The sequence below is a fragment of the Salipiger marinus genome (assembly GCF_035481585.1).
In the GTDB taxonomy this organism is placed as follows: Bacteria; Pseudomonadota; Alphaproteobacteria; order Rhodobacterales; family Rhodobacteraceae; genus Salipiger; species Salipiger marinus.
Genome location: NZ_JAYKSL010000022.1, coordinates 55735 through 78910, shown reverse-complemented (window position 1 = coordinate 78910; position 23176 = coordinate 55735). Strand labels below are relative to the sequence as shown.

The following is a 23176-nucleotide window of genomic DNA, read 5'->3' as shown; positions in this document are numbered from 1 at the left end:
GAGATTTTTCGTCCGAAAAATCTCGCAGCTTGAAAATTTTCGTACGAAAATTTTCAAGCGCGCCTTACCCCTCGACATGCGCCACCTCCATGTCATGGGCCCCGCCCATCATCAGACCGATCTTTTCCATATCCAGATCGGCCACCGCCCGCGCGGCGGACAGCCGCCCCTCGTTCAGCGCCGCAAACCGGTCCGAAATTTCCATAAGCTCGTCCAGATCCTGACTGATGACGATGATCGCCGCCCCCTGCGCCGCCAGATCCAGCAGCGCCTGCCGGATCGCCGCCGCCGCCGCCGCATCCACGCCCCAAGTCGGCTGGTTCACCACAAAAAGGTCGGGGTTCTGCAGAATCTCCCGCCCCACGACAAATTTCTGCAGGTTGCCGCCCGACAGCGCCCGCGCCGCCGTGCCCGGCCCCGGCGTGCGCACGTCGAACCGCGCGATGACCTCTTCGGCAAAGCCCGCAGCGCGGCCCCAGTCGATCAGGCCATGCCGCACGAGGCCCTGCCGCCGCGCCGCGGTCAGCACCGCGTTTTCGGTCAGGCTCATGTTCGGGGCCGCCGCATGGCCCAGCCGTTCCTCGGGGCCGGAGAGCAGGCCCGCGGCACGGCGCTCCACCGGGCCGGACCGGCTGACATCCGTGCCCTTGAACCGGATCGTGCCCGCAGGCGCCAGCCGCTCTCCGGACAGCGCCATCAGCAGCTCGTCCTGCCCGTTGCCCGCCACCCCACCGATGCTCAGCACCTCGCCGCGCCGCACCTCCATGTGGATGTCGCGCAGCGGCGTGCCGAACGCCCCCGGCGCGGGCAGCGACAGCCCGGCCACGGCCAGCAGCACCTCGCCCTTGACGCCGCCGCGCGGTTCCGGCGTGGCAAAGCTTGCGCCCACCATCATCTCCGCCATCTGCCGCGCCGTCACCTCGCGCGGGATGCAGGTGCCGACCCTGCGCCCCAGCCGCAGGATGGTCGCGGCATCACACAGCGCGCGGATTTCTTCGAGCTTGTGCGAGATGTAGAGGATCGAGGTGCCTTCCGCTTTCAGCTTGCGCAGGGTCTGGAACAGGATCTCCACCTCCTGCGGGGTCAGCACCGAGGTCGGTTCGTCCATGATCAGCAGGCGCGGGTCCTGCAGCAGGCAGCGGATGATCTCCACCCGCTGGCGTTCCCCCGCCGACAGCGTGCCCACGGTGCGGCCCGGATCCAGCGGCAGGCCATAGGTTTCCGACACCTCGCGGATCTGCCGCGCCAGATCGCGCGACGCGGGCGGGTTTTCCATGCCCAGCGCCACGTTCTCGGCCACGCTCAGCGCGTCGAACAGCGAAAAATGCTGGAACACCATGGCCACGCCGGACCGCCGCGCCTCGGAGGGCTGGCCGGGGGCATAGCCCGCGCCCTCCAGCAGCATCTCGCCCCGGTCCGGCTTGACCAGCCCGAAGATCATCTTGACCAGCGTGGACTTGCCCGCGCCGTTTTCGCCAAGCAGCGCATGGATCTCGCCCTGCCCGATGTCGAAGCTGACATCGTCATTGGCCACGACGCCGGGATAGGCCTTGGTCAGACCCCGGATGCTGAGGAGTGTGTCGCCCAATCCAAACCTTCCCCTTTTTGCCGCCTGACTAGCTGGGCTGCCACCCCGATGGCAATCGCCTGCGGATGTTTCCCAAAGGATTTTTGCCCAATCGGGCAGCAGATGCGCGAAATCTGCGCGTCCGCATGGCCCAGCGCCCGCAGCCTGCTGCGAAACCGGGCCCATTTGCTGTCCGATCCGATCAGCCCGGCAAAGCCGAAGCCATGGCCCAGCAGCGCGTGACAGATCTGCAGATCCAGCTCGTGGCTGTAGGTCAGCACCAGATGCGCGGCCTGCGGCGGCGCATGCGGCACCAGCCGCAGCGGATCGGCGGCGGGCAGCACGGTCACATCCTCGGGCACCACGTCGGGAAACCGCTCCGGCCCGGTATCGACCCAGCTCAGCGCCAGATCCGGCAGCGGCGCCAGCACCGCCACCAGCGCCCGGCCCACATGGCCCGCCCCCCAGATCCAGACCGGATCGCGGGGGGGCTGCACCGGCTCCACCATCCAGCCCTGCACCAGCCGTGGCGCGGGCGGCATGCCGCGCCCGCGCGCCTGATCCAGCACGCGGCGCACCGCCAGCGGCATGTCACCGGGGCCACGGGCGATCACCTCCTGCCCCTCCAGCGCGGCGACAGATGCCGCGTCATGGATCTCGGTCAGCAGCACCACCGCCCCGCCGCAGCACTGGCCCAGCCCCGGCCCCAGCGCGTGGCGGCGCAGCCCGGGCCGCTCCAGCGCCTCACGGCTGGCCATCAGTTCCAGCGCGCCGCCGCCGATGGTGCCCGCCTGCCCGCCGGGCCAGACCAGCATCGCGGCCCCGACCTCGCGCGGGGCGGAGCCCATGACCTCGGCCACCACGACCCGCGCCACCCGGCCATGGGCCGAAACCGCCGCGCGCAGCGCCGCCAGATCAAAGCTCACCCTGCATCCTCCGGATCGCCGCCAGCACCCGCTCCGGCGTGGCGGGCGCGTCCAGCGCCGGGTAACCCGATCCGCAGGCGGCCACCGCATCCGACAGCGCCAGAAAGGCCGAGATGCCCAGCATGAAGGGCGGCTCTCCCACCGCTTTTGACCGATAGATGGTCTCCTCCACGTTGCGCCCGTCCCAGAGCGCCACGTTGAACACCTCCGGCCGGTCGGAACAGGCGGGAATCTTGTAGGTGGAGGGCGCATGGGTGCGCAGCCGCCCCCGTTCGTCCCAGACCAGCTCCTCGGTGGTCAGCCAGCCTGCCCCCTGCACATAGCCGCCTTCGATCTGGCCCAGATCCAGCGCCGGGTTCAGCGAGGCGCCGCAATCCTGCAGGATGTCGGCGCGCAGGATGCGGTATTCGCCGGTCAGCGTGTCCACCACCACCTCGGTGCAGGCCGCACCATAGGCGAAATAGAAGAACGGACGCCCCTGACCGCGCAGCCGGTCCCAGTCGAGCTTCGGCGTCCGGTAGAACCCGGTCGCCGACAGCGACACCCGCCCCTGATAGCACAGCGCCGCCGCCTCGGCGAAGCCAAGCCGCGTCTCGCCCACCGTCACCCCGCCTTCGGCGAAGACCACGCTCTGCGGCGGCACCTGATGCAGCGCCGCCAGATGCGCGGCCATCCGGTCGCGGATGGTGTCGCAGGCGGCCTTGACCGCCATGCCGTTCAGATCCGACCCCGAAGAGGCCGCCGTGGCCGAGGTGTTGGGCACCTTGCCGGTATCCGTCGCCGTCAGCCGCACCAGCCCCACCGGCACGCCAAAGACCCGCGCCGCCACCTGCGCCACCTTCTGATAAAGCCCCTGCCCCATCTCGGTGCCGCCGTGATTGAGCTGGATCGACCCGTCCTGATAGACATGCACCAGCGCGCCCGCCTGATTGAGATGGGTCAGCGTGAAGGAAATGCCGAATTTCACCGGACTCAGCGCGATGCCGCGCTTCAGCACCGGGTTGGCCTCGTTCCAGTCTGCCACCGCACTGCGCCGCGCCGCGTAATCGCAGGTCTGCGCCAGCCGCGCCGTCAGCGCGTTCAGCACAAAATCCTCCACCACCTGCCCGTAATGGGTGCTCTGCGGTCCGGGCGCAGGAGAGACCGGCGCCACCTCCGGCCCGCCCGCAGGCACCGCCCCCCGGGAAGCCAGATCCTCGTCAGGTTTCCATTGGCTGGAAATATCCTCGGGGGGAGGCGCCGCAGGCGCATGGGGGGCAGACAGCCCCCCTGCCCCGCCATCCGCATAGAAATTCCGCCGCCGCAACTCCAGCGGGTCAAGCGCAAGATGATGCGCCACGTGATCCATCACCCGCTCGATCCCCAGCATCCCCTGCGGGCCGCCAAAGCCGCGAAAGGCGGTTGCACTCTGCGTGTTGGTGCGCAGCCGGTGGCTTTCCACCCGCAGCGCCGGGATGTGATAGGCATTGTCGGCATGCAGCATCGCGCGGTCCGCCACCGGCAGCGACAGATCCTGCGACCAGCCGCAGCGCACGTAATGCACAAAATCCACCGCGAGAATCCGCCCCTCGGCATCAAAACCCACGCTGTAATCGATGCGGAAATCGTGGCGCTTGCCGGTGATCATCATGTCGTCGTCGCGGTCATAGCGCATCTTGGCCGGCCGCCCCAAGACCTGCGCCACCACCGCACAGGCCACGGCCAGCGCGTTGCCCTGACTTTCCTTGCCGCCAAAGCCGCCGCCCATGCGCCGCGTCTCCACCCGCACCGCATGCATGGGCAGATGCAGGGCATGGGCGACCTTGTGCTGAATCTCGGTCGGATGCTGGGTGGAACTCATCACCACCAGATCGCCATTGTCCTGCGGCAGCACCAGCGCCGCCTGACCTTCCAGATAGAAATGCTCCTGCCCGCCCATGGTGAGGGAGCCGTCCAGCACCATGGGGGCCGCGTCCAGCGCCGCGCCCACATCGCCCGCCTGCCAGATGCGCGGCCCCTCCTCGAAACGCGCATCCACCTCCAGCGCCTCCTGCAGGCTCAGCACCGGGTCGCGCTCCTGCCATGTGATCTGCGCCAGCCGCGCCGCGCGCCGCGCCGCCAGATGGCTGGTCGCCGCCACCAGAAACACCGGCTGGCCCAGATAGCGGATCGTGGCGCCCGACAGCAGCGGCTCGTCATGGTTCGACGGCGAACAGTCGCAGTCCGAGGGCAGATCCTTGGCTTCCCACACGCCCACCACGCCGGGGGCGGCGCGCACCGCCGCCAGATCCAGCGCCGCGATGCGGCCATGGGCGATCTGCGACAGGCCAAAGGCCAGATGCAGGCAGTCGGCGGGCGCGGGAATGTCATCGACGTAGCGCGCCTTGCCGGTCACATGCAGGGTCGCCGCATCATGCGGCAGCGCCAGATGTGCCACGTCATGTGTCCCGCTCATGCCCGCACCTTCCGCACGTCGGTCAGCCCGCCCAGATCCTCCAGCAGATAGCGGGTCAGCATGTTGCGCGCCGCCGTCAGCCGATACTCGGCGCTGGCGCGCATGTCCGACAGCGGGGCAAAATCCTGCTCCCACGCGTCCCATGCGGTGATCAGCGCCTCGTCGGTCCAGGCGCAGCCCCGCAGCGCCGCCTCCACATGCGTCGCGCGTCTGGGAATGCCCGCCATGCCGCCAAAGGCAAGGCGGGCCTCGGCCACCCGCCCCGCCTCGACGCGGATGACAAAGGCGCCGCAGACCGCAGAGATGTCCTGATCGAACCGCTTGGACAGCTTGTAGACGCGCAGCCGGTCGGGCTGGCGCGGGATCTCCACCGCCTCGACAAATTCGCCGGGCGCGCGGTCCTGACGGCCATAGTCCACGAAGAACGCCTCCAGCGGCAGGCTGCGGCGTCCCTGCGCGGAGCGCAGATGCAGCACGGCGCCCAGCGCGATCAGCGGCGGCGGATTGTCCCCGATGGGCGAGCCATTGGCGATGTTACCGCCGATCGTCGCCGCCGCCCGCACCTGCGCCGAGCCGTAGCGGCGCAGCATCTCGGCATAGGAGGGGAAATGCTCCCGCATCAGATCCAGCACCCGGTCCATGGTCACCCCGGCGCCGATGCGCAGATGATCGGGGGTCACCTCGATCTGCTGCAGATCCGCGCAGCGGTTGAGAAAGATCATGGGCGCGGGCTCGCGCAGCTGTTTCGTCACCCAGAGCCCGACATCGGTGGCCCCCGCCACCAGCGTGGCCTCCGGATGCTCTGCCAGAAGCTGCGCCAGTTCTGCGGCAGTTTCGGGGGCATGGGCGGTGTCAGGGGGGCTGTCTGCCCCCCACGCGCCTGCGGCGCGCCCCCCCGAGGATATTTCCGCCAAGAAGAAGGTGCGATCCGCCTGCATCCAGTCCGGCACCGGAGCCCCGGCTGCGGCTTCGGCGGCGCGGATGATCGGCGCATAGCCGGTGCAGCGGCACAGGTTTCCGGCCAGCGCGTCGTCATGGCCGGTCTCGCCGTTCAGATGCGCCGTGGCCATGGAGACGATGAAGCCCGGCGTGCAGAAGCCGCATTGCGAGCCGTGGTGATCCACCATCGCCTGCTGCACGGGATGCAGCTGCCCCTTGGGCCCGGCGATGCCTTCGACGGTGCGCAGCGCCTTGCCCTGCAACTGCGGCAGCAGCAGGATGCAGGCATTGACCGCCCGCGATCCATGGGCATCGGTGACCATGACCGTGCAGGCGCCGCAATCACCTTCGTTGCAGCCCTCCTTGGTGCCGCGCAGGCCGCGATCCTCGCGCAGCCAGTCAAGCGCGGTGCGGGTTGCGGGAACATCCCGCAGCGCGACCCTTTCTCCGTTGAGAAGGAAGGAAATATCCATGCTGATGACCTGCCGCCTTACCTAAAGTCCCCGAACTGCGCGCCCCCGATGCGGCGTAGAGGGCGCGCGGACCTGACCTGTTGCACCCCTGAGGCTAGGCGCGGGATTCCGGTCTTGGCAAGGGAAAACTGCCTGAAACTCGGGCAGTCCGCCGCAGGCTGCCCGGCATTGCGGCGGCCCGTCTCCGGGGCCCCGCGCGGGCCGCTCCCGCGGGCGCGGCAGCGCTTTGCCGCAGGGCGTAGGACAGCGGGTCCGCCCGCCCTTCCTGTGGCCCGCCGAAGCGCCTAATGTGCGGACATGACCGAGCCCCGATTCATCCATCTCCGCCTTCACACCGAATATTCGCTGCTGGAAGGCGCCGTGCGCCTGAAGAAGCTGCCCGGTCTCTGCGAGACCATGGGCATGCCCGCCGTGGCGGTGACGGACACCAACAACCTGTTTGCGGCGCTGGAATTTTCCGTGACCGCCAGCGGTGCGGGGGTGCAGCCCATCATCGGCTGCCAGCTGGATCTGCTGTATGTGGAGCCCGCCCCCGGCGACCGGCCCAAGCCGCCCGCCCCGGTCGTGCTGCTGGCGCAGAGCGAGACCGGGTATGAAAACCTGATGAAGCTCAACTCCTGCCTTTATCTGCGCGGCGACGGGCAGCTGCCGCATGTGACGCTGGAGGAGCTGGAGACCCATGGCGCCGGGCTGATCTGCCTGACGGGCGGGCCGGACGGGCCGGTGGGGCGGCTCTTGCGCGACAACCATCGCGGCGCGGCGCAGGTGCTGCTGACCCGGCTGCACGGCATCTATGGCGACCGGCTTTATGTGGAACTGCAGCGCCATCCCGGCGAGGACGGGCTGCCCGGGCCGGAACGGCTGTCGGAACGTGGCCATGTGGAACTGGCCTATGAGATGGGTCTGCCGCTGGTCGCGACCAACGATGTCTATTTCCCCAAGCCCGACATGTATGAGGCGCATGACGCGCTGATCTGCATCGCCGAAAGCGCCTATGTCGACCAGCAGGAGCCGCGCCGCCGCCTGACGCCGCAGCATTACCTCAAGACGCCGCAGGAGATGGCGACGCTGTTCGCCGATCTGCCCGAGGCTTTGGAGAACACGGTGGAAATCGCCCGCCGCTGCGCCTTCATGGCCTACAGGCGCGATCCGATCCTGCCGCGCTTTGCCGATGACGAGGTGCAGGAACTGCGCCGTCAGGCCAATGAGGGGCTGCGCGCCCGGCTGGCGGTGATCCCGCATGCGGTCAGCCCCGAGGAATATCAGGAGCGGCTGGATTTCGAACTGGGCATCATCGAGGGCATGGGCTTTCCCGGCTATTTCCTGATCGTGGCCGATTTCATCAAATGGGCCAAGGATCACGACATCCCGGTGGGGCCGGGACGCGGCTCGGGGGCGGGCAGCCTTGTTGCCTATGCGCTGACCATCACCGACCTTGACCCTTTGCGCTATTCGCTGCTGTTCGAACGCTTCCTGAACCCGGAACGGGTGTCGATGCCCGACTTCGACATCGACTTCTGCATGGACCGCCGCGAGGAGGTGATCCGCTATGTGCAGGACCGCTATGGCCGCGACAAGGTGGGGCAGATCATCACCTTCGGCGCGCTCTTGTCCAAGGCGGCGGTGCGCGACGTGGGCCGGGTGCTGCAGATGCCCTATGGTCAGGTGGACCGCCTGTCCAAGATGATCCCGGTGGAGGGGGTCAAGCCCGTCTCCATCGAAAAGGCGCTGAAGGACGAGCCGCGCCTGCGCGAAGAGGCCCGCAACGAAGAGGTGGTGGACCGGCTGCTGACCTATGGCATGCAGGTGGAGGGGCTGTTGCGCAACGCCTCCACCCACGCGGCGGGGGTGGTGATCGGCGACCGGCCTCTGGATGCGCTGGTGCCGCTGTATCAGGATCCGCGATCGGACATGCCCGCCACCCAGTTCAACATGAAATGGGTGGAACAGGCCGGGCTGGTGAAGTTCGACTTCCTCGGGCTGAAGACGCTGACGGTGATCCAGAACGCCGTCGATCTGATCCTGAAATCCGGGCGCCCGCTGCATGTGGCCGCCGATGGCACCGAGCTTTACGAGCCTGCTCCCGGCGCCGAAAACCAGATGAACCTCATCCCGCTGGAGGATGAGCGGACCTACAAGCTTTATTCCGACGCCAAGACGGTGGCGGTGTTTCAGGTGGAAAGCTCGGGCATGATGGATGCGCTCAAGCGCATGAAGCCCACCTGTATCGAGGACATCGTGGCGCTGGTGGCGCTGTATCGTCCCGGCCCGATGGAAAACATCCCCGTCTATTGCGAGGTGAAGAACGGCCTGCGCCCGATCAGTTCGGTGCATCCGTCGATCGACCATATCCTTGCCGAAACGCAGGGCATCATCGTCTATCAGGAACAGGTGATGCAGATCGCGCAGGTCATGGCCGGCTACAGCCTTGGCGGCGCCGACCTGCTGCGCCGCGCCATGGGCAAGAAGATCAAGGAGGCGATGGACGCCGAACGCCCCAAATTCGAAAAGGGCGCGGCGGAGAATGGCGTCGACAAGAAAAAAGCCTCCGAGGTGTTCGACCTTCTGGAGAAGTTCGCCAATTACGGCTTCAACAAATCCCACGCCGCCGCCTATGCGGTGGTCAGCTACCAGACCGCGTGGCTGAAGGCCAATCACCCGGTGGAGTTCATGGCAGGCGTCATGAACTGCGACATCCATCTGACCGACAAGCTGGCCGTCTATTTCGACGAACTGAAGAACGGGCTGAAGCTGCCCTATGTGCCGCCCTGCGTGAACCGGTCTCAGGCCGCGTTCGACGTGGTGGCGGGCGAGCTGGTCTATGCTCTGGGCGCGCTCAAGAATGTTGGCCTTGATGCGATGCGGCTGGTGGTGGAAGGGCGCGGCGACCGGCCCTTTGCCACGCTTTTTGATCTGGCGCGGCGGGTCGATCTGAAACGGGTGGGCAAGCGCCCGCTGGAGATGATGGCCCGCGCCGGGGCCTTCGACGCGCTGGACCGCAACCGCCGCCGGGTGTTCGACAGTCTGGACGCGCTGGTGGCCTATTCGGCGGCGATCCATGACCAGAAGGCCAGCGCGCAGGTGTCGCTGTTCGGCGAGGCGGGGGACGATCTGCCGGAGCCGCGCCTGTCGCCGGTGCCGGACTGGCTGCCCGCCGAACGGCTGTCAGAGGAATTCAAGGCCATCGGCTTTTACCTGTCGGGCCATCCGCTTGACGATTACATGCCCGCGCTGAAACGGCGCGACGTGATGACGCTGGAAGAGGCCACCAACAAGGCGCGTGGCGGTCCCTGCATCGCCAAGCTGGCAGGCGTGGTCGCCGGGCGGCAGGAACGCAAATCCGCCAAGGGCAACCGCTTTGCCTTTGCGCAGCTCTCTGACCCCACCGGCGCCTATGAGGTCACGATCTTTTCCGAGACGCTGGAGAAAAGCCGCGAGTTTCTGGAAACCGGCGCCAAGGTGGTGGTCACCGTCGAGGCGACGATGGAGGCCGACCAGCTGAAGCTGCTGGCCCGCTCTATCGGGCCGGTGGAACAGATGGTGGCAGGCGCCGGGGCCACGGGGCTGAAGATCTGGGTGGAAGGTGCTGCGGCGATCAGCCAGATCGCCTCGGTGCTGAGCCGTGCGGCGGACCAGATGCCCAAGGCCGGGCGCGGGCCGATCCGGCTGTGTCTGGCCGATAGCGGCCTGCCCGGCGAGGTGGAGATGGATCTGCATCAGGACTTCCCCGTGACGCCGGAAATCAAGGGCGCGGTCAAGTCGCTGGGCGGGGTGCTGGCGGTGGAGGATTTCTGAGCGCTGCCGCGACATATCGCCGGTCGCAAAGCTGAGTGCTGGAGTCCTGTTAAGGCAGCGGTTACCAATATGCCGAAGCAATTCACGGGAGAGGCCAGTGCAACGGGCGGTTCTGACAGCCACAGCCTTGATCTGCCTTGCAGGCTGTGACCGCGGCGCGCCAGCCGCCCCCACGCTGTCGGACGTGCCGCTTGCGGCGGAGGCCGGACGCGCAGCAGCCCTGCCCGACCCGGCAGAGAGCCAGCCGGAGGGCGGGTTTCTGGCCGGGACCGCCACGGCGGATGCCCCCGTGGCGCAGGATGGCGCCGCCGCAGGGTCCGCCGCCAGTGACCGGCTTGCCCCGCCTGCGCGCGGCGGGCTGCTGGGGTTCTTCCGGCGCAAGGCCGCCGCGGCAGGCCCCGCCCCCGATGCCCCGGATTATGCGCAGGTGGGCCCCGGCGCCACGCTGCCCTTTGGCGAGGTGGCGCGGCTTTGCGGCGTGGCGGAAACGGCGCTGGGCACCGAGGTGGCGCGTTACCCCGAGACCGGGCGCGGCTATACGCTGCGCGACAGCGCACCGGACAGCACCACCCCCCGCAGCTTCTGGATCACCGGGTTTGACGATGGCTGCGCGCGGCAGGTGACCGGGGCGCTGGCGATGTTCGGCGATCCCGAACTGCATGAGCGGCTGCGCTATGGCCCCGCCGGATCCACCCTGCCCGAGGGCCCGCTGGACCGCGCCTATGAGGCGGTCAAGACGCAGGTCTGCCGGGTGGCGGGCGACGCGCCCTGTGGCCGCGCCCTGCCCCGGCTGGCGCGGGATACGGTGTTTGTCAGTGTCTATCCCGCGCTTGGCAGCCCGCGCTCTGCCGACATGCTGCTGCATGACGGCGCGCTGCTGGAATTTGCCGCCCCCTGAGGGCTGAGGCGGGTCAGTAATGCGGCGGGCGCTCGTCGCCGAGAATGACCCCGCCCGAGCCTTCGGCAGATCGTTCCGCCTCGCGTTCGATGAGCAGGGCAAGACGCCGGGTCAGGTGGTCGATGTCGCGGTCCTGCCGGGCCACGGTGTCCGAAAGGTCGTCCATCGCGCGCTGAAGATGGGCGATGCGTTCCTCGAGCGTTTCGATGTCGGTCGGCATGCGATCCTCCTTGGCTGTGCCTTGCCAGATAGGGAGCGTGGGGCGCGTTGTCCATGGGCGGGGCTGTGCCCCCGGGTTTCGCGGGCGGCAATCGTGAGAGAGGGGGCTCTGCCCCCTCGGCCTGCGGCCTCCCCCCCGGAGTTTATCTGGCAAGATGAAGCACGGGCGCGGGGCTTTGCTTGCTCCTGCGGTGCGGAGGGGCTAAGGGAAGCGCGCAATCGAGGACCGGAGCGAGGCCATGGCCAAGGATAAGAAATCCCCCCGCCCCCGGGCACAGACGCCCAAGGGGTTCCGCGACTATTTCGGCACCGAGGTGTCCGAGCGCGCGGAGATGCTGCATCGCATCGCCGGGGTCTATCATCGCTACGGGTTCGAGGCGCTGGAAAGCGCTGCGGTCGAGACCGTCGAGGCGCTTGGCAAGTTCCTGCCCGATGTGGACCGCCCCAACGAGGGCGTGTTTGCCTGGGAGGACGAGGACGAGGGCTGGGTGGCGCTGCGCTATGACCTGACGGCGCCGCTGGCGCGGGTCTATGCCCAGCACCGCAACGAGCTGCCCCTGCCCTATCGCCGTTACGCCATGGGGCCGGTCTGGCGCAACGAAAAGCCGGGGCCGGGCCGGTTCCGCCAGTTCTATCAGTGCGATGCCGATACGGTGGGCGCGGCCACGGTCGCGGCGGATGCCGAGATCTGCGCCATGCTGGCCGACACGCTGGAGGCGGTGGGCATTCCGCGCGGCGATTATCTGGTGCGGATCAACAACCGCAAGGTGCTGAACGGCGTGCTGGAAGTGGCCGGGCTGGGCGATGACGCGCAGCGCGACGCGGTGCTGCGCACCATCGACAAGGTCGACAAGGTCGGCGTGGCGGGCGTGCGCGAGCTGCTCGGCAAGGGGCGGCTCGATGCCTCTGGCGCCTATATCGACGGGGTGGGCCTGTCGGAGGCGCAGGCCGAGCCGGTGCTGGCCTTCCTCAGCTCCAAGGGCGCCGAGGCTGCCGAGACCGTGGCGCGGCTGCGCGCGGCGGTGGGCGGATCGGCCATTGGTGCCGAAGGTGTCGACGAGCTGGAGGAGATCGCGGCGCTGCTGTCCGCGCAGGGCTATGGTTCCGACCGCATCGTGATCGATCCTTCGGTGGTGCGCGGGCTTGGCTATTACACCGGGCCGGTGTTCGAGGCCGAGCTGACCTTTGAGATCCTTGACGAAAAGGGCCGCAAGCGCCAGTTCGGCTCGGTCGCGGGCGGCGGGCGCTATGACGATCTGGTCAAGCGGTTCACCGGGCAGGCCGTGCCCGCCACCGGCGTGTCGATCGGCGTGGACCGGCTGCTGGCGGCGCTGCGCGAGAAGGGCCGGATCGGCGGCGGGGCGGCAGGTCCGGTGGTGGTGACGGTGATGGACCGCGACAGAATGGCCGATTACCAGTCCATGGTCGCCGAGCTGCGCGCCGCAGGCATCCGCGCCGAGGTCTATCTGGGCAATCCGAAGAATTTCGGCAACCAGCTGAAATACGCGGACAAGCGCGCCTCGCCCGTCGCGGTGATCGAAGGCGGCGACGAGAAGGCGCGCGGCGTGCTGCAGATCAAGGATCTGATCCTTGGCGCGAAGCTGGCGGAGAATGCCAGCCTTGAGGAATGGAAGGAGCGGCCTTCACAATACGAGGTGCCGCGCGGCGATCTGGTCGCCAAAGTGCGCGAGATTCTCGACCAATGGGCGTGAGCATCGCCGCCGAGAAGGCGGAAGCCGAACGGCTGAAGGCGGTGTTCGCCGAGGCGGGCGCACTGCCGCTCGACTGTCCGGTGCTGCAGCCGGCGGAGACCCTGCTGGATCTTTACGGCGAGGACATCCGCGCCCGGGCCTATGTCACGCAGGATCCGTCGCGCGGCGAGGTGATGCTGCGCCCGGACTTCACCGTGCCGGTGGTGCAGATGCACATGTCCGACGGCGCCGAGCCCGCGCGGTATACCTATGCGGGCGAGGTGTTCCGGCGGCAGGAGCAGCATCCCGAGCGGCGGTCTGAATATTTTCAGGTGGGCTACGAGGTGTTCGACCGCGGCGATCCGGCCCTGCTGGATGCCGAGGTCTTCGCCCGTTTCGCGCAGGTGCTGGCGCCCTGGGGCCTGCGGGCGGTGACCGGGGACATGGGCATCCTTGCGGCGGCGGTGGCGGGGCTGCAGATCTCGGAGCGGCGGCGCGCCGCGCTGATGCGGCATATCTGGCGGCCCCGGCGCTTCCGCGCGCTGCTGGACCGCTATTCCGGCAAGACCCCGGTGCCGCCGTCGCGCGCGGCGCTGCTGGCCGATCCGCAGGCGCTGGACCGGGCGGGCGTGTCGGTGGGGCTGCGGTCGGAGGCGGAGGTGGCCGCGCGCATCGCCGCGCTGCGCGCCGATGCTGCCGAAGGGCCGCTCTGCCGCAGTCAGGTCGATCTGATCGACACGGTGCTGTCGGTGCGCGAGACCTGCACCTATGCGCTGGAGCATCTGCATGACATCGCGGTGGATCTGCCCGGGCTGGTGCCCGCGGTGGAGCGGTTCGAACGCCGCTGCGCCGCTTTGGCCGAGGCGGGCATCGACGTGGCGCAGCTGGATTTCGAGGCGAGCTTCGGGCGCACCTCGATGGAATATTACGATGGCTTCGTGTTCGGCTTTCTGGCCGACCGGCGGCCCGACCTGCCCCCCGTGGCCACGGGCGGGCGTTACGACGCGCTCTGCCGCCATCTGGGCGGCGGGCGCGAGATTCCCGCGGTGGGCGGCGTGATCCGGCCGGGGCTGTTGCTGGAGCTGACCGCATGAGCATCAAGCTGGGGGTGCCGTCCAAGGGGCGGCTGATGGAAAAGACCTTCGACTGGTTCGGCGCGCGCGGCGTGGGCCTGTCGCGCAGCGAGTCGGAGCGGGAATATGCGGGCGCGGTGACGGGTGTCGAGGGCGTGGATCTGGTGCTGCTGTCGGCGGGAGAGATCCCGCGCGAACTGGCGGCGGGGCGCATCCATCTGGGCGTGACCGGCACCGATCTGGTGCGCGAGAAGCTGGTGCAATGGGACCAGCAGGTCGAGCCGCTGGCCGAGCTGGGCTTTGGTCAGGCGGATCTGATCGTGGCCGTGCCCGCCTGCTGGATCGATGTGGACACGCTGGACGATCTGGATGCGGCGGCGGCGGCCTTCCGGGCGCGGCACGGGTTCCGGATGCGGATCGCCACGAAATATCACCGGCTGGTGCGCGACTATCTGCGCGCGGGCGGGGTGGCGGATTACCAGCTGGTCGATTCGCAGGGCGCCACCGAAGGCACGGTGAAGAACCTGACCGCCGAGGCGGTGGCCGACATCACCTCCACCGGCGAGACGCTGCGCGCCAACCATCTGAAGGTGCTGAGCGAAGAGCCGGTGCTGCGCAGTCAGGCGACGCTGTTCCGGTCGCGCGCCGCCAAGATGGCGCCGGGGGATCGCGAGGCGCTGAAAGCGCTCTGCGCCACGCTGGGGCTGTGACGGGCGGGGCCCCGAGAGGCCCCGCGCGCGCGTTCAGCCGATCTTGTCCTGCGTCTTGGTGTCGAAATCCGCCGCGTCATGGCGTTCGTGCAGCTGTCCGGCAGGGTCTCCGGAGACGCGGTTGACCATGCGGCCGCGCTGCACGGCGGGACGGGCATCAATCTCTGCCGCCCAGCGCTGGACATTCCCGTAGCTGGCCACGTCCAGAAACTCGCCCGCCTCGTAAAGACGGCCCAGCGCCAGATTGCCATACCACGCCCAGATCGCGATATCGGCGATGGTATACTCCTCGCCCGCGAGGAAGCGGCGGTCGGCCAGCGCGCGGTCCAGCACGTCCAGCTGGCGCTTGGCTTCCATGGCGAAGCGGTTGATGGGATATTCCCATTTTTCCGGCGCATAGGCGTAGAAATGGCCAAAGCCGCCGCCCAGATAGGGCGCGCTGCCCATCTGCCACATGAGCCAGGACAGCATCTCGGGGCGGTCCTGCGGCTGGCCGAGGAAGGCGCCGAATTTCTCCGCCAGATGCAGCAGGATCGCGCCCGATTCGAAGACCCGCACGGGGCTATCGCCGGAGAGATCCAGCAGCGCCGGGATCTTGGAATTGGGGTTCACCTCGACAAAGCCGGAGCCGAACTGGTCGCCATCGCCGATGCGGATCAGCCATGCGTCATAGTCGGCGGCATGGCCCGCGGCCAGCAGCTCCTCGAACAGCATGGTGACCTTCTGGCCGTTGGGCGTGGCGAGGCTGTAAAGCTGGAACGGATGTCTGCCGCGCGGCAGATCCTTGTCATGCGTGGCCCCGGCGATGGGGCGGTTGGTGGAGGCGAACTTGCCGCCGCTTTCCTTGTCCCAGGTCCAGACCCGGGGGGGCGTGTAATCGGTCATGGGTGCGTGTCCTTCGCGCTTTGTCACGGCTCAGGGTAGCGTGGTGCGGGCGGATGGCCAGCGCCGGGTCTGTGCGCCCCGGCACAGGGGGGTGTGAGCAGCGGGGCAGACGGGGGCTCTGCCCCCTCTTGGCGCGTGCCGCGCCAATTCACCCCCGGGATATTTTCAGCCGAAGGAAGCAGCCATTCCTTTTTGCCGGGGCGCACCCTACATGGCGGGGATGACCGCGCTGCCTGCCCCCCTTCAAAGCTGGTTCGATGCCCGAGGCTGGCAGATTCACCCGCATCAGCGCGACATGCTGGCGCGCGCGGCGGATCCCTGCCTGCTGCTGATCGCCCCCACCGGCGGCGGCAAGACGCTGGCGGGGTTTCTGCCGACGCTGGCCGAGCTTGCGCGTGATCCCCGGCCCGGGCTGCACACGCTTTATGTCTCGCCGCTGAAGGCGCTGGCCAGCGACATCCGGCGCAATCTGCTGATCCCCATCGAAGAGGCGCGGCTGCCGATCCGGGTGGAGGACCGCACCGGCGACACCTCCTCGAGCGTCAAGCGGCGGCAGCGCGCCGATCCGCCGCATATCCTGCTGACCACGCCGGAATCGCTGGCGCTGCTGACCAGCTACGAGGATGCGCCACGGATCTTTGCCGGGCTGAGCCGGGTGGTGGTGGACGAGATTCACGCGCTGGCGGAAAGCAAGCGCGGCGACCAGCTGATGCTGGGGCTGGCACGGCTGCAGCACCTGTGTCCGGGGCTGCGGCGGGTCGGGCTGTCGGCCACGGTGGAGGATCCGCAGGCCATCGCCCGGCTGCTGGCGCGGCATCCCGACCCCTGCGAGATCGTGACCGCCGATCCCGGCCCCGAACCCGACATCGCGATGCTGGAGACAGAGGCCGCGCCGCCCTGGGCCGGGGGTGGGGCGGCCCATGCGATTCCGGCGGTGCTGGAGCAGGTGAAGCGCCACCGCACCACGCTGATCTTTCACAACACCCGCGCGCAGGCCGAGCTGTTTTTCCACAGGCTGTGGCTGGCCAATGACGATTCGCTGCCCATCGGCATCCATCACGGCAGTCTGGACCGCGCGCAGCGCGCCCGGGTGGAGGAGGCCATGGTGCGCGGCGACCTGCGCGCCATCGTCTGCACCGGCTCGCTGGATCTGGGCATCGACTGGGGCGATGTGGATCTGGTGATTCAGGTCGGCGCGCCCAAGAACGTCAAGCGGCTGGTGCAGCGGATCGGGCGGGCCAATCACCGCTACAACGCGCCGTCAAAGGCGCTGCTGGTCCCTGCCAACCGGTTCGAGGTGGTGGAATGTCTGGCGGCGCTGGAGGCGGTGCGGGCGCGCGATCTGGATGGCGAGGGGCGCGGGCGCGGGCCGCGCGACGTGCTCTGCCAGCAGATCCTCATCACCGCCTGCGCGGGGCCGTTTGACGCGGACGCGCTTTATGACGAGCTGCGCAGCGCCGGGGCCTATGCCGGGCTGAGCCGGGGGGATTTCGACGCCTGTCTGGAGTTCTGCGCCACGGGGGGCTACGCGCTGCGCGCCTATGACCAGTGGCGGCGCATCCTGCAGCGCCCCGACGGGCTGTGGCAGCTGCGCGATCCGCGCGCCGCACAGCGCATCCGGCAGAACATCGGCACGATTCAGGACACCGACACGCTGAAGGTGCGCTGGCGCGGACGCGGCGGCGCGCCCTTGGGCGAGATCGAGGAAGGCTTTGCCGCCTCGCTGACCAAGGGCGACACCTTTCTGATCGGCGGGCAGATCGTGCGTTATGAAGGGCTGCGCGAGATGGTGGTGGAGGTGACGCGCGATCCGGGCCGCAAGCCCAAGATCGCCACCTTCATGGGCACCAAATTCGCCACCTCCACCCAGCTGTCGGAGCGCATCCTGCGGATGTTCAAGGCGGGCGACTGGCGCGGCCTGCCGCAGCACACCGCAGACTGGCTGGACCTGCAGCGGTCGGTGTCGCGCCTGCCCGAGCCGGGGCGGCTGCTGATCGAGAGCTTTCCGCATGACGGGCGCGAGCAGATGGTGGTTTACGGCTTTGCCGGGCGCAACGCGCAGCAGACGCTGGGGCTGCTGCTGACCAAGCGCATGGAGGAGCAGGGGCTGGCGCCCATGGGCTTTGTCGCCTCGGATTACGCGACGCTGATCTGGGGGCTGGAGGCGGTGCATGACCCCGCGCCGCTTTTCGACCTGACAGCGCTTGAGGCGGGGCTGGACGGCTGGCTTGCGGGCAATGCGGTGATGAAGCGGACCTTCCGCGCCTCGGCCACCATCGCGGGGCTGATCGAGCGCAATATGGGCGGCCAGCGCAAGAGCGGGCGGCAGGCCACCATGTCCTCGGACATCCTTTATGACACGCTGGTCAAATATGACCCCGATCACCTGCTGCTGCAGATCACCCGCGAGGAGGCGATGCGCGGGCTGGTGGATTTTGCCCGGCTGCGCGAGATGTGCGCGCGGGTGGGCGGGCGCATCGATCATCTGCGGCTGGACCGGATTTCGCCGCTGTCGGCCCCGCTGTTTCTGGAACCGGGGCGGGTGCCGATTTCCGGCAGCGCCGAGGCGCGGCTTCTGGAAGAGGAAGTGACGGCGCTGCTGCGGGACTCCGGCCTTGCGCAGCTGGAAGGGGTGTAGGGGGCGCTGCCCCCTCGGCCTGCGGCCTCTCCCCCGGGATATTTTGGGTCAGAAGAGGCGGGGCTTGCGGAGCGCCGCCGGGTCTGGCATCGAACGCATCATGAACGGGCACGAATTTTCTTTTGGTGGCGCGGCACTGCAGGCGCTGGGATCGGGGGCACTGTGGTGGCCCGCAGAACGGCTGCTGGTGGTGTCGGATCTGCATTTCGGCAAATCGGCGCGGCTGGCGGCGGTGGGGGGCGCCGCGCTGCCGCCCTATGAGGGGCGCGAGACGCTGCTGCGGCTGGAGGCGGATCTGGAGGCGACAGGCGCGCGGCGGGTGATCTGTCTGGGCGACAGTTTCGACGCGGCGGGGGTGGAGAGCCTGCTGCCCGAGGCCGAACGGCTGTGGATCGCGCGGCTGCAGGCCGGGCGCGACTGGGTCTGGATCGAGGGCAACCACGATCCGGGGCCGGTGGCCTTGGGCGGCACCCATCTGGCAGAGCTGCGGCTGGCCGGGCTGGTGTTCCGCCATATCGCCACGCCTGAGGCGGCGGGCGAGGTGTCCGGTCATTATCACCCCAAGGCGCGGCTGGTCCTGCGCGGGCGGGTGCTGAGCCGCCCCTGTTTCCTGATGGATGCGCGGCGGCTGATCCTGCCCGCCTACGGCGCCTATGCGGGCGGGCTGCGCAGCGACAGCCCGGTGCTGGACGCGCTGATGGGGCCGGAGGCGGTGGCGGTCCTGACCGGGCCGCAGCCCGTGGCCCTGCCCATGCCCCGCCGCCGCTGAGCCCGCTTGCGCGGCGGGGCGGGGCGTGCATGACTGGCGCATGGAACTTGAACAGCGCATCCGCGACAGTTTCGACCGGCAGAGCCTGATGGCGACGCTGGAGGCCCGGCTGACCGCCATCGCCCCCGGCGCCGTGGAGATCACCGCGCCGATCCTGCCCGGCGTCCGGCAGCAGCAGGGCCATGCCCATGCGGCGCTGAGCTTTGCGCTGGGGGATACGGCGGCGGGCTATGCCGCGCTGACCGTCCTGCCCGAGGACATGGAAGTCGTCACCTCCGAGATCAAGATCCACCTGCTGGCGCCCGGACGCGGCGAGCAGGTGCTGGCGCGCGGGCGGGTGGTGAGGCCGGGGCGGCGGCTGGTCATCGTCACGGCGGATGTTTTCGCGCTGCGCGACGGGCAGGAGCATCACATCGCGCTGCTGACGGGGACGATGGTGCCGGTGCCCGCCTCGGGCTGAGGCGGGCGCGGGTCCGGCGGGGCCTTCGGGCGGTTTAGGCCGTGAGCCCTTCAGGCGGTTTAAGCCGTGAGCCCTTCGGGCTCGGGGATCCCCTTCGCGCGGCAGCAGGCGGTGACGGTATTGGCCAAGAGGCAGGCGATGGTCATCGGCCCCACCCCGCCCGGCACCGGGGTGATGGCCCCTGCCACCTTGGCGCAGCTGTCGAAATCGCAGTCGCCGACCAGCCGGGTCTCGCCGGGGGCGGTTTCGATCCGGTTGATGCCGACGTCGATCACCGTGGCGCCGGGCTTCAGCCAGTCGCCGGTGACCATGCCGGGACGGCCCACCGCCGCCACCACGATATCGGCGCGGCGCACCACCTCCGGCAGGTCGCGGGTGCGGGAATGCGCCAGCGTGACGGTGCAGCTGTCGCCCAGCAGCAGCTGCGCCATCGGCTTGCCCACGATGTTCGACCGTCCGATCACCACCGCGTCGAGCCCGGACAGCGATCCCAGCCGGTCGCGCAGCAGCATCAGGCAGCCCAGCGGCGTGCAGGGCACCATCGCCTTCTGCCCGGTGCCCAGACGCCCGACATTGGAGATGTGGAAGCCGTCCACATCCTTGGCGGGGTCGATGGCGTTGATGACCAGATCGGCGTTCATATGGCCCGGCAGCGGCAGCTGCACCAGAATGCCATGCACCGCCGGATCGGCGTTGAGCCGCTGCACCAGCGCCAGCAGATCCGCCTCCGACGTCTCGGCGGACAGGCGGTGTTCAAAGCTCTGCATGCCCGCCTCGACGGTCATGCGGCCCTTGTTGCGCACATAGACCTGACTGGCGGGATCCTCGCCCACCAGCACCACCGCCAGACCGGGGGTGATGCCATGCTCCTGCCGAAGCCGGGTCACATGCTCTGCGACGCGGGCGCGGATGCCCGCCGCAAAGACCTTGCCGTCGATGATCGCTGCCGTCATGCCGTCACTCCCGTCCCAGAGCCGCTTCCTCGCGGCGAATCGACCATTCCACAAGCCGGTGCCAGAGATCCGCGGCCAGATCGGGATCCAGCCCGCAGGCACCGGCATTGGCACGCGCGTTGTCCAGCACCTCGTCGACACGGGACGTGATGCGGGCAGGCAGGCCATTGCCCGCCTTGATGTCTGCGGCGCGGTCGATCAGCCGGGCGCGATGCGCCAGCAGCGCCGCCAGCGCCTTGTCCGTTGCGTCGATTTCGGCGCGCAACTCGGTCATGTCGCGCAAGCTGGCCGGATCCGTCATCCCGTCCTCCTGTCATGCTGCGCCCCTAATGCCGCGATGCGGCGGAATGTTCAACGCCCGCGCCGCCGGTCAGAACAGCCCTTCGATCTCGCCCGCAGAATTGAGCCCGATGGAATTCGCCGCAGGCACCCGCGGCAGGCCCGGCATGGTCATGATGTCGCCGCAGATCGCCACCACGAAGCCCGCCCCCGCCGACAGCCGCACCTCGCGCACCGGCACCACATGGCCTTCGGGCGCGCCAAGCTTGGTCGGATCGGTGGAAAAGGAATACTGCGTCTTGGCCATGCAGACCGGCAGCGCCCCGTGGCCCTGCGCCTCCCATTCCTTCAGCTGTGCGTGTATCTTCGGATCGGCCTGAACCTCGGCTGCGCGATAGATGCGGCGGGCGACGGTTTCGATCTTGTCCCAAAGCGGCAGGTCATCGGGATAAAGCGGCGCAAAGCTTGCGGTGCCGCTGTCGGCGATCTGCGCCACGCGCTCTGCCAGCGCGGTGATCCCGGCGGACCCTTCGGCCCAGTGACGGCAGAGAAACGCCTCCGCCCCCTGCGTGGCGACAAAATCGCGGACGGCGGCCAGTTCCGCCTCGGTATCGCCGGCGAAATGGTTGATCGCCACCACCACCGGCACGCCGAAGCCTTTGAGGTTCTCGATATGGCGGCCCAGATTGGCGCAGCCCGCCGTCACCGCCGCCACATCCTCGGCGCCCAGATCGGCACGGGCCACGCCGCCATTCATCTTGAGCGCGCGGACCGTGGCCACCAGCACCACGCAGTCGGGGTGCAGACCGGCCTTGCGGCACTTGATGTCGAAAAACTTCTCCGCCCCCAGATCGGCGCCAAAGCCTGCCTCGGTCACCACGTAATCGGCCAGCCGCAGCGCGGCGCGGGTGGCGATCACCGAATTGCAGCCATGGGCGATATTGGCGAAGGGCCCGCCATGCACGAAGGCAGGCGTGTGTTCCAGCGTCTGCACGAGGTTGGGCAGCAGCGCCTCCTTGAGCAGCACGGTCATGGCGCCATCCGCCTGCAGGTCGCGCGCCAGCACCGGGCTGCGGTCGGACCGGTAGGCCACGATCATCGCCCCCAGCCGCGCCTGCAGATCCTCCAGCGATTCCGCAAGGCAGAGGCAGGCCATGATTTCCGAGGCCACGGTGATGTCGAACCCGCCCTGCCGGGGAAAGCCGTTCTGCGGCCCGCCAAGCCCGGTGACCACATCGCGCAGCGCGCGGTCGTTCACGTCCAGCACCCGGCGCCAGACCACCCGGCGCAGGTCGATGTCCAGCGCGTTGCCCCAGTGGATGTGGTTGTCGATCATCGCCGCCAGCAGGTTATGCGCGGCGGTGATGGCGTGGAAATCCCCGGTGAAATGCAGGTTCATCGATTCCATGGGCACGACCTGTGCAAAGCCGCCGCCTGCCGCCCCGCCCTTCATGCCGAAATTCGGCCCGAGCGAGGCTTCGCGGATGCAGATCGCCGCCTTCTTGCCGATGGCCTGCAGCCCGTCGCCCAGCCCGACGGTGGTGGTGGTCTTGCCCTCCCCCGCCGGGGTGGGGTTGATCGCGGTGACAAGGATCAGCCGCCCCGTCGCGCGGCCCTCCAGCCGGGTCAGGGTTTCGGTGGAAAGCTTGGCCTTGTCATGGCCATAGGGGATCAGATCCTCCGCCTCCAGCCCCAGCCGTGCGCCGATCTCCTGAATGGGCCGCTTTTTCGCGGCACGGGCAATGTCGAGGTCGCTGGTCATGGGCTTGGCTCCGGCTGTGGTCTGTCTGGGCCAGTGCATAGCCGCAGCAATGGGGCCAAGTCACGCGGTTTGGGCGCGATCAGTCGCGCCGCGCCTCGTCCAGACAGGCCCAGACCGGCTGATGCGGGATATGCAGGCGCAGCACGTCCCCCAGCGCCAGCCGACCGGGCCGTTCCACCCAGACCGTGACGCCGCGCCGCCCCTGTGCCGCGCTTTTGAACCGCTTGCCAAGGCCGGGATGATCCGCCTCGATCTCGCGCGCGGGCAGCGAACAGGGGCGGTTTTCCATATCCACCACCACCGTCACGCCATCCGGCCCCTGCAGCCGCGACGAGGGCGGCACATGGCTGAAATCCGGCAGACCTTCGACGATGACCGTGGCGCCCAGCCATTCCGGCGCCAGCCGGTCAAGATCCATGCGCGCGGCGATCTCTGCCATCTCTTCGGCGGAGACCATGGAGAGCTGGCGGGCGTTGCGGATTTCCGTGCCGCGCGGATGCTGCGAGGTGACGCGCGAACAGGAGGGCCGCGTCAGCCCGGCATGGCGGTCCGCAGGCACGCCGGTGAAATCCAGATCCAGCGCCTCTGCCGGAACCGAGCGGATGCTTTTGCCGGTCCCCGTCACCTGCCCCAGCCATGTGATGCGGGCAAAAAAATCCGTGGGCTTGAGGGCGGGCATACCAGTCTCCTTGCTAGGTCTGGCGG

At 68.7% G+C, this 23176-nt stretch carries 18 protein-coding genes; 8 read left to right on the top strand and 10 right to left on the bottom strand.

Annotated features, from left to right (window positions below; translation table 11 throughout):
- Nucleotides 1–64: 64 nt before the first annotated feature.
- The 4 genes from VK682_RS22190 to xdhA are packed head-to-tail and all read right to left on the bottom strand — an operon-like array spanning nt 65 to nt 6339.
- Nucleotides 65–1588 carry an ABC transporter ATP-binding protein gene (locus VK682_RS22190; protein WP_324782560.1) on the bottom strand — a complete coding sequence of 508 codons (1524 nt, stop codon included), beginning with the start codon at nt 1586–1588 and terminating at the stop codon, nt 65–67.
- On the bottom strand, nt 1555–2493 hold the full coding sequence (gene xdhC / locus VK682_RS22185; RefSeq protein WP_230797645.1) for a xanthine dehydrogenase accessory protein XdhC: 939 nt from the start codon (nt 2491–2493) through the stop codon (nt 1555–1557). The genes VK682_RS22190 and xdhC overlap by 34 nt, the downstream gene beginning before the upstream one ends.
- Complete coding sequence (gene xdhB, locus VK682_RS22180) at nt 2483–4927, bottom strand: xanthine dehydrogenase molybdopterin binding subunit (protein ID WP_324782559.1); 2445 nt, start codon at nt 4925–4927, stop codon at nt 2483–2485. Before xdhB ends, xdhC begins: the two co-directional genes overlap by 11 nt.
- Nucleotides 4924–6339, bottom strand: a complete 1416-nt coding sequence (gene xdhA / locus VK682_RS22175; protein WP_230797647.1) for a xanthine dehydrogenase small subunit — start codon at nt 6337–6339, stop codon at nt 4924–4926. Before xdhA ends, xdhB begins: the two co-directional genes overlap by 4 nt.
- A 297-nt stretch (nt 6340–6636) precedes the next feature.
- Between xdhA and dnaE the strand changes: the two genes are divergently transcribed.
- Nucleotides 6637–10134 carry a DNA polymerase III subunit alpha gene (gene dnaE / locus VK682_RS22170; protein WP_230797648.1) on the top strand — a complete coding sequence of 1166 codons (3498 nt, stop codon included), beginning with the start codon at nt 6637–6639 and terminating at the stop codon, nt 10132–10134.
- A 97-nt stretch (nt 10135–10231) separates the two neighbouring features.
- Entirely contained in the window at nt 10232–11032 is an 801-nt protein-coding gene (locus tag VK682_RS22165; RefSeq protein WP_230797649.1) for a hypothetical protein, read from the top strand.
- Between the two features lie 13 nt (nt 11033–11045).
- On the opposite strand, the gene VK682_RS22160 is transcribed toward VK682_RS22165, so the two are convergent.
- On the bottom strand, nt 11046–11252 hold the full coding sequence (locus tag VK682_RS22160; protein WP_089850854.1) for a SlyX family protein: 207 nt from the start codon (nt 11250–11252) through the stop codon (nt 11046–11048).
- A gap of 238 nt (nt 11253–11490) precedes the next feature.
- On the opposite strand from VK682_RS22160, the gene hisS reads away from it, so the two are divergent.
- The 3 genes from hisS to hisG are packed head-to-tail and all read left to right on the top strand — an operon-like array spanning nt 11491 to nt 14725.
- Nucleotides 11491–12963: a histidine--tRNA ligase gene (hisS, locus tag VK682_RS22155; RefSeq protein WP_230797650.1), complete on the top strand. Its 1473-nt coding sequence runs from the start codon at nt 11491–11493 to the stop codon at nt 12961–12963.
- Nucleotides 12954–14036 carry an ATP phosphoribosyltransferase regulatory subunit gene (locus tag VK682_RS22150; RefSeq protein ID WP_089850850.1) on the top strand — a complete coding sequence of 361 codons (1083 nt, stop codon included), beginning with the start codon at nt 12954–12956 and terminating at the stop codon, nt 14034–14036. The genes hisS and VK682_RS22150 overlap by 10 nt, the downstream gene beginning before the upstream one ends.
- Nucleotides 14033–14725: an ATP phosphoribosyltransferase gene (gene hisG, locus VK682_RS22145; RefSeq protein WP_089850848.1), complete on the top strand. Its 693-nt coding sequence runs from the start codon at nt 14033–14035 to the stop codon at nt 14723–14725. The genes VK682_RS22150 and hisG overlap by 4 nt, the downstream gene beginning before the upstream one ends.
- 33 nt (nt 14726–14758) lie before the next feature.
- On the opposite strand, the gene yghU is transcribed toward hisG, so the two are convergent.
- On the bottom strand, nt 14759–15610 hold the full coding sequence (gene yghU / locus VK682_RS22140) for a glutathione-dependent disulfide-bond oxidoreductase (RefSeq protein ID WP_230797651.1): 852 nt from the start codon (nt 15608–15610) through the stop codon (nt 14759–14761).
- A gap of 220 nt (nt 15611–15830) precedes the next feature.
- Between yghU and VK682_RS22135 the strand changes: the two genes are divergently transcribed.
- The 3 genes from VK682_RS22135 (at nt 15831) to VK682_RS22125 (ending at nt 19477) form a co-directional block, all read left to right on the top strand.
- Nucleotides 15831–18248: a ligase-associated DNA damage response DEXH box helicase gene (locus VK682_RS22135; protein WP_230797689.1), complete on the top strand. Its 2418-nt coding sequence runs from the start codon at nt 15831–15833 to the stop codon at nt 18246–18248.
- A gap of 100 nt (nt 18249–18348) precedes the next feature.
- Nucleotides 18349–19017 carry a ligase-associated DNA damage response endonuclease PdeM gene (gene pdeM / locus VK682_RS22130; RefSeq protein WP_230797690.1) on the top strand — a complete coding sequence of 223 codons (669 nt, stop codon included), beginning with the start codon at nt 18349–18351 and terminating at the stop codon, nt 19015–19017.
- A 40-nt stretch (nt 19018–19057) separates the two neighbouring features.
- A complete protein-coding gene (locus tag VK682_RS22125; protein ID WP_230797652.1) occupies nt 19058–19477 on the top strand; it encodes a PaaI family thioesterase in 420 nt (139 codons plus the stop codon).
- 59 nt (nt 19478–19536) lie between these two features.
- On the opposite strand, the gene folD is transcribed toward VK682_RS22125, so the two are convergent.
- The 4 genes from folD to VK682_RS22105 all read right to left on the bottom strand — a co-directional run bounded on the left by folD (nt 19537) and on the right by VK682_RS22105 (nt 23150).
- The gene (gene folD, locus VK682_RS22120; RefSeq protein WP_324782558.1) at nt 19537–20430 is read right to left on the bottom strand and encodes a bifunctional methylenetetrahydrofolate dehydrogenase/methenyltetrahydrofolate cyclohydrolase FolD; all 894 of its coding nucleotides are present in this window, start codon (nt 20428–20430) and stop codon (nt 19537–19539) included.
- A gap of 4 nt (nt 20431–20434) precedes the next feature.
- Nucleotides 20435–20731 (bottom strand): chorismate mutase, encoded by a 297-nt coding sequence (locus tag VK682_RS22115; RefSeq protein WP_089850839.1) that lies wholly within the window; start codon nt 20729–20731, stop codon nt 20435–20437.
- Between the two features lie 69 nt (nt 20732–20800).
- A complete protein-coding gene (locus tag VK682_RS22110; protein WP_230797654.1) occupies nt 20801–22471 on the bottom strand; it encodes a formate--tetrahydrofolate ligase in 1671 nt (556 codons plus the stop codon).
- 79 nt (nt 22472–22550) lie between these two features.
- Nucleotides 22551–23150 (bottom strand): MOSC domain-containing protein, encoded by a 600-nt coding sequence (locus VK682_RS22105; protein ID WP_230797655.1) that lies wholly within the window; start codon nt 23148–23150, stop codon nt 22551–22553.
- Nucleotides 23151–23176 lie beyond the last annotated feature (26 nt).

Bases quoted from the DNA above. Each gene is read 5' to 3' on its own strand.
- xdhB (WP_324782559.1), bottom strand. From the start codon at position 4,927: ATGAGCGGGACACATGACGTGGCACATCTGGCGCTGCCGCATGATGCG.
- xdhA (WP_230797647.1), bottom strand. From the start codon at position 6,339: ATGGATATTTCCTTCCTTCTCAACGGAGAAAGGGTCGCGCTGCGGGAT.
- dnaE (WP_230797648.1), top strand. From the start codon at position 6,637: ATGACCGAGCCCCGATTCATCCATCTCCGCCTTCACACCGAATATTCG.
- VK682_RS22160 (WP_089850854.1), bottom strand. From the start codon at position 11,252: ATGCCGACCGACATCGAAACGCTCGAGGAACGCATCGCCCATCTTCAG.
- hisS (WP_230797650.1), top strand. From the start codon at position 11,491: ATGGCCAAGGATAAGAAATCCCCCCGCCCCCGGGCACAGACGCCCAAG.
- VK682_RS22150 (WP_089850850.1), top strand. From the start codon at position 12,954: ATGGGCGTGAGCATCGCCGCCGAGAAGGCGGAAGCCGAACGGCTGAAG.
- hisG (WP_089850848.1), top strand. From the start codon at position 14,033: ATGAGCATCAAGCTGGGGGTGCCGTCCAAGGGGCGGCTGATGGAAAAG.
- yghU (WP_230797651.1), bottom strand. From the start codon at position 15,610: ATGACCGATTACACGCCCCCCCGGGTCTGGACCTGGGACAAGGAAAGC.
- VK682_RS22135 (WP_230797689.1), top strand. From the start codon at position 15,831: ATGACCGCGCTGCCTGCCCCCCTTCAAAGCTGGTTCGATGCCCGAGGC.
- pdeM (WP_230797690.1), top strand. From the start codon at position 18,349: ATGAACGGGCACGAATTTTCTTTTGGTGGCGCGGCACTGCAGGCGCTG.
- VK682_RS22125 (WP_230797652.1), top strand. From the start codon at position 19,058: ATGGAACTTGAACAGCGCATCCGCGACAGTTTCGACCGGCAGAGCCTG.
- folD (WP_324782558.1), bottom strand. From the start codon at position 20,430: ATGACGGCAGCGATCATCGACGGCAAGGTCTTTGCGGCGGGCATCCGC.
- VK682_RS22115 (WP_089850839.1), bottom strand. From the start codon at position 20,731: ATGACGGATCCGGCCAGCTTGCGCGACATGACCGAGTTGCGCGCCGAA.
- VK682_RS22110 (WP_230797654.1), bottom strand. From the start codon at position 22,471: ATGACCAGCGACCTCGACATTGCCCGTGCCGCGAAAAAGCGGCCCATT.
- VK682_RS22105 (WP_230797655.1), bottom strand. From the start codon at position 23,150: ATGCCCGCCCTCAAGCCCACGGATTTTTTTGCCCGCATCACATGGCTG.